Below are 12,890 nucleotides of genomic sequence, written 5' to 3' on the forward strand. Positions count from 1 at the left end.
GCTTTACTCGAAACGGACACGCGGGTCGGCCAGCGTGTAAGAGATGTCGGCGAGAATCAGCCCCACGATGTAGAGGGCCGATCCGAGAAAGACCATGGCGCGCACGATCGAGAAATCCTGCGCATTGATGGCATCGATGGTGTAGCTGCCCAGGCCCGGAATACCGAAGAACGACTCCGCGATCAGGCTGCCCATGAAGAGCAGCGGAATCGCCGAGACGGTGCCGGTGAGGATGGGCAGCATGGCGTTACGCAGCACATGACGAAACAGCACGATGCGCTCGGACAGCCCCTTGGCGCGGGCCGTGCGTACGTAGTCCTTGCCGATTTCTTCGAGAAACAGCGTGCGATAGAAGCGCGCTTCGGGGCCCAGCCGCGATATCACCGCCACCAGTACCGGCAGCGCCAGGAACTTCACCATGTCGAGCCCGCCGGCATAGCCCGAATAAGGCACCAGCCGCCAGAGCTTGGAGAACAGCCACTGGCCCGCGATGATGTAGAAGAGGCCGGAGATCGATAGCAGGATCACGCACAGCACCACGCCCCAGAAGTCGAGGCGGGTCGCTCTGAAAAACACCAGCGTGAGCGAGAACACGATGCTGGCGAACAGCCCGAGCAGAAAGGTGGGAATCGCGAGCGCCAGGCTGGGACCCATGCGGTCGCGGATCTCGCGGCCGATGTCGCGCCCGCCATCGGAGGCGCCGAAGTCCATCACGAGCAGCGGCACCGAGCGCTGGTAGAACACGGTATCGGTGTAGCGCTGCAGGCCCTCGGCCTGGCTGTTGTACATGAGCGGCTTGTCGTAGCCGCGCTCGGCCTTCCAGCGATCGACCGCCTCCTGGCTGGTACGCTGGCCGCCGATCGCCAGGCGCGCCATGTCGTCGGGCGTATTGACCGCGAAAAACAGCAGAAACGTGAACAGGTTCACGCCGATCAGAATGAGCACGCCATACATCAGGCGGCGCAGGATGTAGGCGGTCATGCTTGCTCCTTGGCCTTGCGCGCGGACTGGTCAGCCGTGCCGAAGGCCGTCTGCCGCTCGCGGCGCTTGAGCGCCACATAGGCGGGCAGGATCGCCAGCAGCACGAGCGCCACCAGCAGGATCAGCCAGCGCCACACCGGGCGATTCCATTCGTCGATCTTCTCGACCCGCAGCGCGGGATCGACCTTCAGGTACTGCAGGGTGTTGCGCACCATCTGGGTGGGCTTGGCGTTGCCCACCCACTGTTGGTATGCCCCACCCGATTTCGGGAAGTAGCCGAACATCCAGGGCGCGTCGTGCCGCACCAGCTCGACCATGCGCGCGATGATCTGCGCTTTTTCCGGACCGTCGTCGAGAAACTTCATCTGCTCGAACAGCCGGTCGAACTCGGGGTTGTCGTAGTTGGCGGCGTTTTCGCCGTTCTTGCCCGCCTTGGCGTTGGGACCGTAGAGCAGGAACAGGAAGTTCTCGGCGTCGGGGTAGTCGGCATTCCAGCCCCACAGGAACAACTGCGCCGTGCCACGCCGCATCTTGTCCTGGAAGCGGTTGTAGTCGGTGGAGCGCACGTCCATCTGGATGCCGATACGGGCGAGTTGCCGGCGCAGCCAGTCGAACTGCGGGTTGCCGCCGGCGCCGGTCATGGCGTCGTAATAGATCACCAGCGGCGCGCCGGTCTGGGCATTGCGGCCGTCCGGGTAGCCGGCTTCGGCCAGCAGACGCTTGGCGGTGTCGATGGACTTGCGCCGCGGCTTGCCGTCGACGAGGTCATAGACCACCGGGTTATAGCCCTCGGGCGGCGGCACGTAGCCCAGCACGCCGGGCGGCACCGGCCCGTTGGCGACCTCGGCCTGGCTATTCTCGAACACGGCGACGTATTCTTCCCAGTCGACCGCGATGCTGATGGCCTGGCGCAGCTTGCGGTTTTTCTCTTGCTGTTCGGGGGTATCGCCCCGCCCGACGACCGGGTCGAGCCAGTTGAAGCCCATGTACCAGTTGGAGGTCTCGACGGTGGTGGGCAGCTGGATGCCGTGATCGCGGTACAGCTCGGCCTTCTCGGGCGAGTCGCCGGCCGCCACCAGCATGGCCACGCCATACTCGCCGCGCTCCACCTGCGGCACGTCGTAGTAGCCCTGCAGGAACTTGCCGTTCAGTGGCACGGCTTCCTTCTCGATCGAGAACACGACCTTGTCGAGGAAGGGCGTGGGCTTGCCGCAATCGGCCAGCAGGCCCGCCTCGCGGTCGCCCGGCTCTCCCTCGCAGGGGTAGGCCTCGCCGTGGAAGTTGGGATTGCGCACCAGCACGTGACGCCAGTTGGTGATGGACTCGCCCAGCATGAACGGCCCCGTGCCCACGGGCCAGGTGTTGAGCGAGAGGTCGTGCGCGGCCATGCCGGGCTGGCTGTAGAAGCGATCCGCCTCCCAGGGCACCGGCGCGGTGAAGGTCATGGCGAGCCAGTACTTGAACTGCGGATACTTGCCTTTGACCCGGATGCGCAGCGTGTGCGGGTCGAGCGCCTGCACGCCGTCGAAGCCGTCGGGCTCGCGCAGGTCGAGCCACGGCAGGTCGCGCGTGCCCGGCTCGATGCCCTTGCGCAGCGCCTCGTCGCGCTGGCGCAGACGCTTGCCGTAGTCGTCGAGGCCGATCACGTAGTCGGCCATCAGCGAATAGATCGGCGAGGCCACGCGCGGACTGGCGAGGCGCCGGAACGCATACACGTAATCGTCGGCCGTGAGCTCGCGCGTGCCGGTCTCGGGAAAGTCGGGGATGTAGAACTTGTCGTCGAGCTCGCCCGGCGCCAGCGGGAAGTACTTGTACGCGCCATCGGCGCCGCGCGCGAACGCCGGATGCGGCTGGAAGCGGGTGTCGGGCCGGATCGCGATGTCGTAGCGGCTTTCGGCGATCTGTTCGCCGGGCGCGTCGTCGGGCAGCACCTGGCCGTTGGCGTCGAGGTAGACCGGGTGCGCGATCTCGGCGGCGGCGCGCGGAATCAGCTCGTAGGGCCGCTTGAGATAGTGATAGCCGTAAAGCGGCTCATAGATGTTGTAGGTGTAGGCCGTCTCGTCGGTGGAATACGACTGCGCCGGATCGAGATACTTGGGCGAGCGCTTGACGAAAGCGGTATAGAGCGCGTTATCGGCCATGGCGCCGGCCGCATAGGGGCTGTTGATCGAGTTTTCACGCGAGCAGCCCGCCAGCATTGCCACCAGGACCAGGAGCGTCGCGCCCCGCCGCCACATCGAATTCATCTATGCCTTCCTGATAATTGCTGGCGCAAAGCATAGCAAAGGCCCGCCCGGCGCCGTATCGGGGGTATCACGGCCACGCGCCTCAGCACTTGCCCTGCTTCCAGCAGTCGTAACGCCACTTCCAGGGCTCGATCGCGCCCGCGTCCTGCCACAGGCCCAGCCGGGCATCGCGCGCCTGGCGCTGCATCGCGACCAGCGCGGTATCGCGCAGGTAGTCGCCGCGGCGCGCGGTATAGGCCCAGGCATATCCCGCCTGGACCTGCGCCCGGTTGGCCGAGTTGCCGTCGGGCAGCATCAGGGCGCAGAGGTCGCGTCCGTATTGATCGCGCTCGTAGCACTGCGCGGTGAGCGCGCGGCCGGCCACGAGCCTGGACAGATGCTCGCGCGAGGCCTGGCCATGGGGCTGGCCCGGTTCGGCGCTGCCGTGGCCCGTCTCGGGCGCATCGATGCTGTCGAGCCGGAGCCGCCGCTGGCCCTCGGCGGTGCGCAAGGTCACGGTATCGCCATCGGCCACGTTGACCACGGTGCCCTCGAGCTGATAACTGCCGGTGGGAACGGCGCCGGCGCCGGCCGCGGGCCGCGCGCCGGGCTGCGAGCCCGGTGCCGCCGGAGCCGGAGGGGTGTCGGGCGCGGACGAGCCGCCGAACTGCTGATACAGACCGGCGCCCAGGGCAATCAGAAATCCGATCAGCGCGGGCGCGCCACGGCGGAGCATGCGGTTCAGGGGCGGTGCGTAGCCACGACGACGGGCCATGGGCGGAATCTCTCGAAGGGAAACGCCCGCAGTGTGCCACGCCGGGCGGCGTCATGGCACATGACGTATGCGCACAAGCGCACGCGCGCCCGGCACGCCCCCGACGCCCTGCTACAGCCAGCCCGAGCGGCGGAAGCGCCAGTACAGAACCGAGCAGGCCACCGCGATGGTGGCCAGGGTCACCGGATAGCCCCACGGGCTCTTGAGCTCGGGCATGTATTCGAAATTCATGCCGTAGATACCGGCGATGGCGGTGGGAACGGCCAGGATGGCGGCCCAGGAGGCCAGCTTGCGCGTGGTGTCGTTCTGCTGGCCCTGCCCGATCATGAGGCTGGCTTCGAACGCGAAGGCGAGCGCTTCGCGCAGCGCACTGATGAGCTCGTCGACCCGCAGCACGCGATCGGCCACCTCGCCGAAATACGGCCGCGCGTTTTCGTCGACCGCCGACATCTCGACCCGCGACAGCCGCCGGCAGATCTCGGCCAGCGGCGAGATGGCGTTATGGATGCGCAGCAGGTCGCGCCGCTGGCGGTACAGCCTGCGGATGTCGGAATCCTTGGCGCCCCGGATGAGCAGCTTTTGCTCGGCGTTTTCGACCACGTGTTCGAGCTTGTTGACGGCCACGACATAGCGGTCGACCAGCCAATCGAGCAGCTCCGACACCACGTAGTCGCTGCCCCGCTTGAGGATCTCGGGCGCGGCCTCGAGGCGCTCGCGCAGCGCCGTGTGGGCCGACAGCGCGCCGCGCCGCACGGTGACGAGAAAGCCGTCGCCGATCAGATATTGGGTTTCGCCGAAGACGGGGCGGTCGGCCTCGACCTCGACCGTGATCGCCACCACGAGCACCATGTTGCCGTAGTCGATGATCTTGGGCCGGCGGTGCGGCTCGAGCATCTCTTCACGGTTTTTGTCGCACGCGCCCATCGTGTCGGCCACATAGGCGAGCGTTTGCGGGCTGGGATCGCGCAAGCCGATCCAGAGCATGTCGTGCGTGCCGGTGGCGTACTGGCCGAGATCCGAGAGCGGGACCTCGCGCGCGCGCCGGCCATTCTGGTAAGCCACCGACGCCACGACTTCGGTGGCGGGCTGCGGCGTAGGGGCCACATGATCATCCGTTGGCATACGCCCTCCTCTGGCTGCGGGCCCGGCGTCTGACCCGCGCCCGGCCTGCGAGTCATGATAGCTCAGGAGAACAGCTTGCGTAGACGTTGACCCACGTCGATCGCGGGCGCGCCGGTGGCGCCCAGACCGCGGCCACGATCGAACGGCAGGGCGGGCGGATGCGGCAGATGTTCGAAGAGCGGCAGCATGGCATCGGTGATGAAGCGCGTGCGCGCGCCGTACACATGCTTGTCGCCCATGCCCGTCTGGTTGTGGACATAAAAGCGCTGCGGCACGATCACCTGCAGGCGCTCGCGGGCCCGCGTCATGGCCACATACAGCAGGCGCCGCTCTTCTTCGATCTCTTCCGCCGTGTCGGTGGACATGTCCGAAGGAATGCAGCCGTCGACCGCATTGAGCAGATACACGGCCTTCCATTCCTGGCCTTTGGCCGAATGAATGGTCGAGAGGATCATGTAGTCTTCGTCGAGCAGCGGCGTACCCGACTCGTCGCTCGTGGCCGAGGGCGGATCGAGCGTGAGCTCGGTGAGAAAGCGCTCGCGGCTGGGATAGCCCCCCGCCAGGCGCTGCAGCTGCTCGAGATCGGCGCGCCGCACGCGGGCATCGTCGAACAGGCGCTCGAGCAGCTCGCCATACCAGCCCAACGCCACCTCCACATCGGCGGGCCAGCCGAGCTGCGGCGAACGCAGCCGGGTGTATGCCTGCACCAGCGCCTGCCAGTCGTCGGCCGCGGCCGACGGCACCTTGAACGCGGCCAGCGTGGCCACGGGGTCGGCGGACTCGGCCAGCGCATCCATCAGCTTGCCCGCGGTGGCGGGCCCCACGCCCGGCACCAGCTGCGTCACGCGAAAGCCCGCCATGCGCGAACGCGGGTTCTCGGCCCAGCGCAACAGCGAGAGCAGGTCTTTGATGTGCGCCGCCTCGAGAAAGCGCAGACCGCCGAATTTCACGAAGGGAATGTTGCGCCGCGTGAGCTCGAGCTCGAGCGCGGCGCTATGGCTGGCCGTACGAAACAGCACGGCCTGCGATTTGAGCGTCTGCCCTTCTTCGCGGCGCGCCAGCACCTGGTCGGCGATCCAGCGGGCCTGGCCCGCCTCGTCGCTCACGCTCACGAGCTCGGGCCGCTGGCTCGACGCACGATCGGTCCAGAGCTCTTTGGCATAGCGCTCGGGCGCCAGGGCGATCACCGCGTTGGAGGCGTCGAGAATGGGCTGCGTGGAGCGGTAGTTGCGCTCCAGCGTGATGACGTGCGCGCCCGCGCCTACCTGCTGCGGAAAATCGAGGATATTGCGCACGGTGGCCGCGCGAAAGCCATAGATCGACTGTGCGTCGTCGCCCACCACGGTCAGGCCGCGCCCGTCGGGCTTCATGGCCAGCAGGATCGAGGACTGGAGCCGGTTGGTGTCCTGGTACTCATCGACCAGGACATGATCGAAGCGCGCGCCGATGTCGGCCGCCAGCGCGGGCTCCTGCATCATCTCCGACCAGTACAGCAAGAGATCGTCGTAATCCAGGATCTGCTGGTCCTGCTTGGCCGCCATGTATCCCTGGAACAGGCGCTTGAGCTCGGCCTCCCATTGGGCGCACCACGGAAACGCCTGCGCCAGCACCTCGCCCAGGGGCAACTGACTATTGATCACGCGCGAGTAGATCGACAGGCAGGTGCCCTTGAGCGGAAAGCGATTCTGCGTGGCCGACAGCCCGAGCTCGTGGCGCACCATGCCCATCAGGTCTTCGGCGTCGGCGCGGTCATGCACCGTGAACGCCTCGGCCAGCCCGATACGATGCGCGCAATCGCGCAGCAGCCGCGCGCCCACGCTGTGAAAGGTGCCGGCCCAGGGCAGCGAAGGCGCATGCTGCGACGCGCCCAGCCGCATGATCTTGCGCAGCACGCCGCCGATGCGGCGCTCCATTTCCTGCGCGGCGCGGCGCGAAAAGGTGAGCAGCAGCAGGCGTTGCGGATCGGCGCCGTTCTGGATCAGATGGGCCACCCGGTGCGCCAGCGTGTTGGTCTTGCCGGACCCGGCGCCGGCGATCACCAGCAGTGCCTGGCCCGGCGCCGCGCCGGGCTGCACGCCGAACTCGGCGGCCGCGCGCTGCTCGGCGTTGAGCTCGGCCAGAGGATCGGGCGCATGCTGACCGGGGAGGTCGGGGGCAGGAACGGGGGGCAGGCCGGAGGCGGCCGGCGAGGCGGGGTCGGACATGAGCGGTAGGCAGGAAAGACGGACGGCAATACAACTGTATATTTATACAGAATAACGGAAAACGCGCCGCCGCCCGGAATCGCCCTCGCCGGGCCTGCCCGGCCGGCTCATTTCATCGACATGTCGCATCGCATCTTCACCGGCACCGCCTCCTGGACCGACCCCACCCTGCTGGCGTGCGGGCGCTTCTATCCGCACGACGCCCGCGACGCCGCCAGCCGGCTGCGTTTCTACGCCTCGCGCTTCAGGATGGTCGAGGCCGACGCGGGGTTCTACGCCCTGCCCGACCCCACCCTGACCCACACCTGGACGCAGCGCACACCGCCCGGTTTTGTGTTCAACATCAAGGCCTTCCGGCTGTTCACCGGCCATGCCACGCCGGTGGCGGCGCTGCCGCGCGAGATGCGGCGCGACCTGGCGCTCGATGACGCCCCGCGCGATGCCGTGCTGTACGACAACCAGATTCCCGACGACTGGATGCGCGAGCTGTGGCAACGGCAGTTGATCGCGCTCGAGCCGTTGCGCCAGTCTGGCCAGTTCGGCGCGCTGCATCTGCAGTTCGCGCCGTGGGTGCGGCGCGATGCGCGGGGCCGGGCGCGCGTGCAGGCCGCGGTCCGGCACGCGAGCGACGTGCTGACCAGCGTGGAGTTTCGCCATCGCAGCTGGTTCGACGGCGCCGCGGCGTGCCGCGACACGCTCGCCTTCGAACGCGAGCTCGGCGTGGTGCACACGGTCGTCGATGCGCCGCAGGGCTTCGACAACACCGTGCCCGACATCTGGGAAGCCAGTCACGACGCGCTGGCGCTGGTGCGCCTGCATGGCCGCAACAGCGCGGCCTGGAACAATCGCGCCGGGGCGTCGTCGTCGCGCTTTCAGTATGAGTATTCGCCCGAAGAGATCGCGGACCTGGCCCGCCGCATCGCCGAGCTGTCGCGGCGCACGCAGCAGACGCATGTGGTGCTCAACACCAATTACCAGGACCAGGGCATGACGAATGCGGCCAATCTGAATCGCGCGCTCGCGTTGCAGCCGGTGTGACGGCCAGCCCCGGCACAAGCGCGGCGCAAGCGCGGCACAAGCCCGGCGCAAACGCGGCGCGGGCGCGGCGCTACGCCGCGGTACGCGCGGCCGCCGGTGCGTCGGCGCGTGGCGCGGGCCCGCGGCGCGCCACCTCGGCAAGGCTGTCCAGCACGATCTCGAACTTGCGTGCGATCTGGTTCTCCGGAACGCAGGCATACCCCAGCAGCAGGCCGTGGCGCACGGGCTCGCCGGCCGTGTAGTAGCGCGACAGCGCACGCGTGAGCACGCCCCGCTCGCGCGCCACGTCGACCACGGCGGAGTCGTCCATGTCGGGTGGCAGGTTCAGCACCAGGTGCAGCCCCGCATCGCTCGAGTCGCGATGCAGCCAGCCAGCGCCCAGCCGGCGGTCGATCAGGTTCACCAGAATGGCGCGGCGGCGCCCGTACAGCATGCGCATGCGACGGATGTGCGCCGCATAATGGCCTTCGGAGATGAACGTGGCGAGCGCCGCGTGCGTCATCAGATGGCCCTCGCGATAGAGCTCGGCGTGGGCCGCCTGGAAGGCCGGCGCGAGCATCTTGGGCAACACCAGATAGCCCACGCGCAGACCGGGATACAGCGTCTTGCTGAACGTGCCCATGTAGATCACCGGCGCATCGGCCTCCAGGCCCTGCAGCGATGAAATCGGGCGGCCCGAGAAACGGAACTCGCTGTCGTAGTCGTCTTCGATGATCCAGCTGCCCCAGCCCCGCGCCAGGGCCAGCAGCTGGCGCCGGCGCGCCAGCGACATCACCGAGCCGAGCGGATACTGATGCGACGGCGTCACGAAAATGAACCGCGGCGGCACCGCCACCGGCTCGCTGGGCAGGCGCATGCCCTCCTCGTCCACCGGCAGCCCTTCGGTGCGAATCCCGTTGGCGGTGAGCACCGTGCGCGCGCCCCAATAGCCGGGATTCTCGATCCAGGCCGTGTCGCCCGCGCCGCCCAGCATGCGGGTGGTGAGATCGATGGCCTGGTGCGAGCCTTCGGTGATGATGATCTGGTCGGGATCGCAATCGACCGAGCGCGTCAGCGCGAGGTATTGCGCCAGCGCCTCGCGCAGGGCGGGCAGCCCGCCGCCATAGGCGTAGGTCAGCAGATCGGGGGTGGGCTTGCGCCAGAGTGCGCTGAAGATGCGGCCGAACTTGCGATGCGGAAACTCGGTCACGTCCGGCACGCCCGGCATGAACGCGCCCCACTGAAACGGCGAGGCGGAGGCGCCGTGCACGATGCGCGCGCCGCGCTCGGACAACGCCGCGTGCCCGCGCGGCACATCGGTGTGCCGTTTGCTGCGGCCGGCCGACAAAAAGGTGTCGGGCAGCGTGTCGGTCACGAAGGTGCCGTTGCCCTGCCGGCTGCGCGTGTAGCCCTCGGCCTGCAGCTGGCTATAGACGTGGACCACCGTGTTGCGCGCGATGGCGAGCTCGGTGGCGAGATCGCGCGAGGCCGGCAGCCGGGTGTCGCCGGCGAGCGTGCCATCGAGGATGGCCTCGCGCAGCGCGCGGTAGAGCCGCTGGTTCATCGGCCCGTCGGTTACGTCCCCGAGCCTGAGCTGCAGCATGTCGCCGACGATGGACCTCAATTGGTTCTACCTGATTTGTAAAAGTGGTTCCTACGGATGGGGCCATCTTAGCATTAAAGTATCGCCATCCCCGCCCTGTCGGGCGATACGAATCCTGTCTGCCGCGACCGCGGCGCCGTCCCTGCTGCCATTCGAGGCCGTAATGAAAAATCGTGATCTGAATACCCGCCGTGCGCTCGCCACTCCCCGTGGCGTGGGCGTGATGTGTGACTTCTACGCCGTGCGCGCCGAAAACTCGACGCTGTGGGATGCGGAAGGCAAGGAATACATCGACTTCGCCGGCGGCATCGCCGTGCTGAACACCGGCCACCGTCACCCCAAGGTCAAGGCCGCGATCGCCGCCCAGCTCGACAACTTCACGCACACCGCCTACCAGATCGTGCCTTACGAGGGCTACGTCGCCCTGGCCGAGCGCATCAACGCGCTGGCCCCGATCGAAGGCCTGAAGAAGACCGCCTTCTTCACCACGGGCGTCGAAGCCGTCGAAAACGCCGTGAAGATCGCGCGTGCCGCCACCGGCCGCTCGGGCGTCATCGCCTTCTCCGGCTCGTTCCATGGCCGCACGATGATGGGCATGGCGCTGACCGGCAAGGTCGCTCCGTACAAGCTGTCCTTCGGCCCGATGCCGGCCGACGTGTTCCACGTGCCCTTCCCCAACGCCACCCAGGACATCAGCGTGGCTGATTCGCTCAAGGCGCTGGATCTGCTCTTCAAGGTCGACATCGATCCGAAGCGCGTGGCCGCGATCATCATCGAGCCCGTGCAAGGTGAAGGCGGCTTCAACGTGACCCCGCCGGAGCTGTTCGTCGCGCTGCGCAAGGTGTGCGACGAGCACGGCATCATGCTGATCGCCGACGAAGTGCAGACCGGCTTCGCCCGCACCGGCAAGCTGTTCGCCATGCAACATCACTCGGTCCAGGCGGACCTCATCACGATGGCCAAGAGCCTGGGCGGCGGCATGCCGATCTCGGGCGTGGTCGGCCGCGCCGACGTGATGGACGGCCCGGCCGCGGGCGGCCTCGGCGGCACCTACGCCGGCAACCCGCTGGCCGTCGCCGCCGCGCACGCCGTGCTCGACGTGATCGAAGAAGAGAAGCTGTGCGAACGCGCCGAAACGCTCGGCCGCCGCCTGAAAGACCGCATGGAAGCCCTGCGTACCAAGGTCCCCGCCATCGCCGACGTGCGTGGCCTGGGCTCGATGGTCGCGGTGGAGCTCAACGATGCCGACGGCAAGCCCGACGCCGAAGCCGTCAAGCGCGTTCAGCAGAAGGCCATCGAGCGTGGCCTCATCCTGCTAAGCTGCGGTGTGTATGGCAACGTCCTGCGCTTCCTGTATCCGCTGACGATTCCGGACGCCCAGTTCGATCGCGCCCTGGACATCCTGGCCGACGCACTGGTCGCCTGATCGACATCTGACACGACGCGCGGGGTGGGTGCTCCCACCCCGCGTTTGTTTTCAAAGGAGAATTTCATGTCCTTGACCAAGACGCTCGCGCGCCCCGACCTGCTGCGCGAAGCCTGCTACATCGACGGCAAGTGGGTGGCCGCCTCCGGCGCCAGCATTCCGGTGGACAACCCCTCGACGGGCAAGACCATCGTGTCCGTGCCCAAGCTGGGCCGCAAGGAAACCGAACAGGCCATCGCCGCCGCCGAGCGCGCGCTGCCCGCCTGGTCCGCCAAGACCGGCAAGGAACGCGCCGCGATCCTGCTGAAGTGGGCCAACCTGATGATGGCGAACCAGCAAGACCTGGCCACCATCATGACCTCGGAGCAGGGCAAGCCCCACCCCGAAGCCGCCGGCGAAATCGCCTACGCCGCGTCCTTCCTCGAGTGGTTCTCCGAAGAAGCCAAGCGCATCGACGGCGACGTCCTGACCAGCCCCAAGGCCGGTCAGCGCCTGATGGTGCTCAAGCAGCCCATCGGCGTCACCGCCGCCATCACGCCCTGGAACTTCCCGGCCGCGATGATCACCCGCAAGGTCGGCCCCGCGCTGGCCGCCGGTTGCACCATGGTGGTCAAGCCCGCCCAACAGACGCCGCTCACCGCGCTGGCGCTGGCCGTGCTGGCCGAAGAAGCCGGCGTGCCGGCCGGCGTGTTCCACGTCATCACCGGCAGCTCGCGCGATATCGGCGGTGCGCTGTGCGAGAGCGACGTCGTGCGCAAGCTCAGCTTCACCGGCTCCACCGAAGTGGGCCGCACGCTGATGGAACAGTGCGCGCCGACCATCAAGAAGCTGTCGCTCGAGCTGGGCGGCAACGCGCCCTTCATCGTGTTCGACGACGCCGATCTCGACCGCGCGGTCGACGGCATTCTGGCATCGAAGTATCGCAACGCCGGCCAGACCTGCGTGTGCGCCAACCGCATCTATGTGCAGGCCGGCGTCTACGAAGAAGTCGCCAAGCGCCTGGTCGAGAAGGTCAACGCCATGAAGGTGGGCGATGGCTTCGAATCCGGCGTGACGCAGGGCCCGCTGATCGACGACGCCGCGATCGCCAAGGTCAAGGAACACATCGCCGACGCGACCGACAAGGGCGCCAAGGTCATCGCCGGTGGCAAGCCGCACAAGCTGGGCGGCAACTTCTTCGAGCCCACCGTCGTGCGCGACGTGACGCAATCGATGCGCTTCGCCAGCGAAGAGACCTTCGGCCCCGTGGCCCCGCTCTTCAAGTTCGAGCGCGAAGACGAAGTCATCGGCATGGCGAACGACACGATCTTCGGCCTGGCCGCCTACTTCTTCTCGCGCGACTACGCCCGCATCTGGCGCGTGTCGGAAGCGCTGGAATACGGCATCGTCGGCATCAACACCGGCCTGATCTCGAACGAAGTCGGTCCCTTCGGCGGCGTCAAGCAATCCGGCCTCGGCCGCGAAGGCTCGAAGTACGGCATCGAAGACTACCTCGAGCTCAAGTACCTCTGCGTAGACCTGGGCGCCTGACCCGTTT

The 12,890-nt window shown here is 67.6% G+C and carries 9 protein-coding genes; 3 read left to right on the plus strand and 6 right to left on the minus strand.

All coding sequences use genetic code 11. The features are described 5' to 3' along the window. Positions 1-3: 3 nt before the first annotated feature. The 5 genes from CAL25_RS17370 to CAL25_RS17390 form a co-directional block, all read right to left on the minus strand. On the minus strand, positions 4-981 hold the full coding sequence (locus CAL25_RS17370; protein WP_094802296.1) for an ABC transporter permease: 978 nt from the start codon (positions 979-981) through the stop codon (positions 4-6). Then, entirely contained in the window at positions 978-3,227 is a 2,250-nt protein-coding gene (locus tag CAL25_RS17375) for an ABC transporter substrate-binding protein (RefSeq protein ID WP_094802297.1), read from the minus strand. Before CAL25_RS17375 ends, CAL25_RS17370 begins: the two co-directional genes overlap by 4 nt. A gap of 82 nt (positions 3,228-3,309) precedes the next feature. Continuing rightward, positions 3,310-3,981 (minus strand): thermonuclease family protein, encoded by a 672-nt coding sequence (locus CAL25_RS17380; RefSeq protein ID WP_249279130.1) that lies wholly within the window; start codon positions 3,979-3,981, stop codon positions 3,310-3,312. A gap of 111 nt (positions 3,982-4,092) precedes the next feature. After that, on the minus strand, positions 4,093-5,103 hold the full coding sequence (locus CAL25_RS17385; RefSeq protein ID WP_094802298.1) for a magnesium and cobalt transport protein CorA: 1,011 nt from the start codon (positions 5,101-5,103) through the stop codon (positions 4,093-4,095). Positions 5,104-5,165: 62 nt separating this feature from the next. Then, on the minus strand, positions 5,166-7,307 hold the full coding sequence (locus CAL25_RS17390; RefSeq protein WP_094802299.1) for an ATP-dependent helicase: 2,142 nt from the start codon (positions 7,305-7,307) through the stop codon (positions 5,166-5,168). A gap of 120 nt (positions 7,308-7,427) precedes the next feature. Here CAL25_RS17390 and CAL25_RS17395 point away from each other — a divergent pair, with 120 nt between their 5' ends. Further along, positions 7,428-8,345 carry a DUF72 domain-containing protein gene (locus CAL25_RS17395; protein ID WP_094802300.1) on the plus strand — a complete coding sequence of 306 codons (918 nt, stop codon included), beginning with the start codon at positions 7,428-7,430 and terminating at the stop codon, positions 8,343-8,345. A gap of 70 nt (positions 8,346-8,415) precedes the next feature. On the opposite strand, the gene CAL25_RS17400 is transcribed toward CAL25_RS17395, so the two are convergent. Further along, the gene (locus CAL25_RS17400) at positions 8,416-9,948 is read right to left on the minus strand and encodes a PLP-dependent aminotransferase family protein (RefSeq protein WP_432759248.1); all 1,533 of its coding nucleotides are present in this window, start codon (positions 9,946-9,948) and stop codon (positions 8,416-8,418) included. A gap of 142 nt (positions 9,949-10,090) precedes the next feature. On the opposite strand from CAL25_RS17400, the gene CAL25_RS17405 reads away from it, so the two are divergent. Beyond that, on the plus strand, positions 10,091-11,353 hold the full coding sequence (locus CAL25_RS17405; protein WP_094802302.1) for a 4-aminobutyrate--2-oxoglutarate transaminase: 1,263 nt from the start codon (positions 10,091-10,093) through the stop codon (positions 11,351-11,353). Between the two features lie 66 nt (positions 11,354-11,419). After that, entirely contained in the window at positions 11,420-12,883 is a 1,464-nt protein-coding gene (locus tag CAL25_RS17410; RefSeq protein ID WP_094802303.1) for an NAD-dependent succinate-semialdehyde dehydrogenase, read from the plus strand. Positions 12,884-12,890: the final 7 nt, after the last annotated feature.

The organism is Bordetella genomosp. 5, assembly GCF_002261315.1.
In the GTDB taxonomy this organism is placed as follows: domain Bacteria; phylum Pseudomonadota; class Gammaproteobacteria; order Burkholderiales; family Burkholderiaceae_B; genus Bordetella.

Bases quoted from the DNA above. Each gene is read 5' to 3' on its own strand.
- CAL25_RS17370 (WP_094802296.1), bottom strand. From the start codon at position 981: ATGACCGCCTACATCCTGCGCCGCCTGATGTATGGCGTGCTCATTCTG.
- CAL25_RS17375 (WP_094802297.1), bottom strand. From the start codon at position 3,227: ATGAATTCGATGTGGCGGCGGGGCGCGACGCTCCTGGTCCTGGTGGCA.
- CAL25_RS17380 (WP_249279130.1), bottom strand. From the start codon at position 3,981: ATGGCCCGTCGTCGTGGCTACGCACCGCCCCTGAACCGCATGCTCCGC.
- CAL25_RS17385 (WP_094802298.1), bottom strand. From the start codon at position 5,103: ATGCCAACGGATGATCATGTGGCCCCTACGCCGCAGCCCGCCACCGAA.
- CAL25_RS17390 (WP_094802299.1), bottom strand. From the start codon at position 7,307: ATGTCCGACCCCGCCTCGCCGGCCGCCTCCGGCCTGCCCCCCGTTCCT.
- CAL25_RS17395 (WP_094802300.1), top strand. From the start codon at position 7,428: ATGTCGCATCGCATCTTCACCGGCACCGCCTCCTGGACCGACCCCACC.
- CAL25_RS17405 (WP_094802302.1), top strand. From the start codon at position 10,091: ATGAAAAATCGTGATCTGAATACCCGCCGTGCGCTCGCCACTCCCCGT.
- CAL25_RS17410 (WP_094802303.1), top strand. From the start codon at position 11,420: ATGTCCTTGACCAAGACGCTCGCGCGCCCCGACCTGCTGCGCGAAGCC.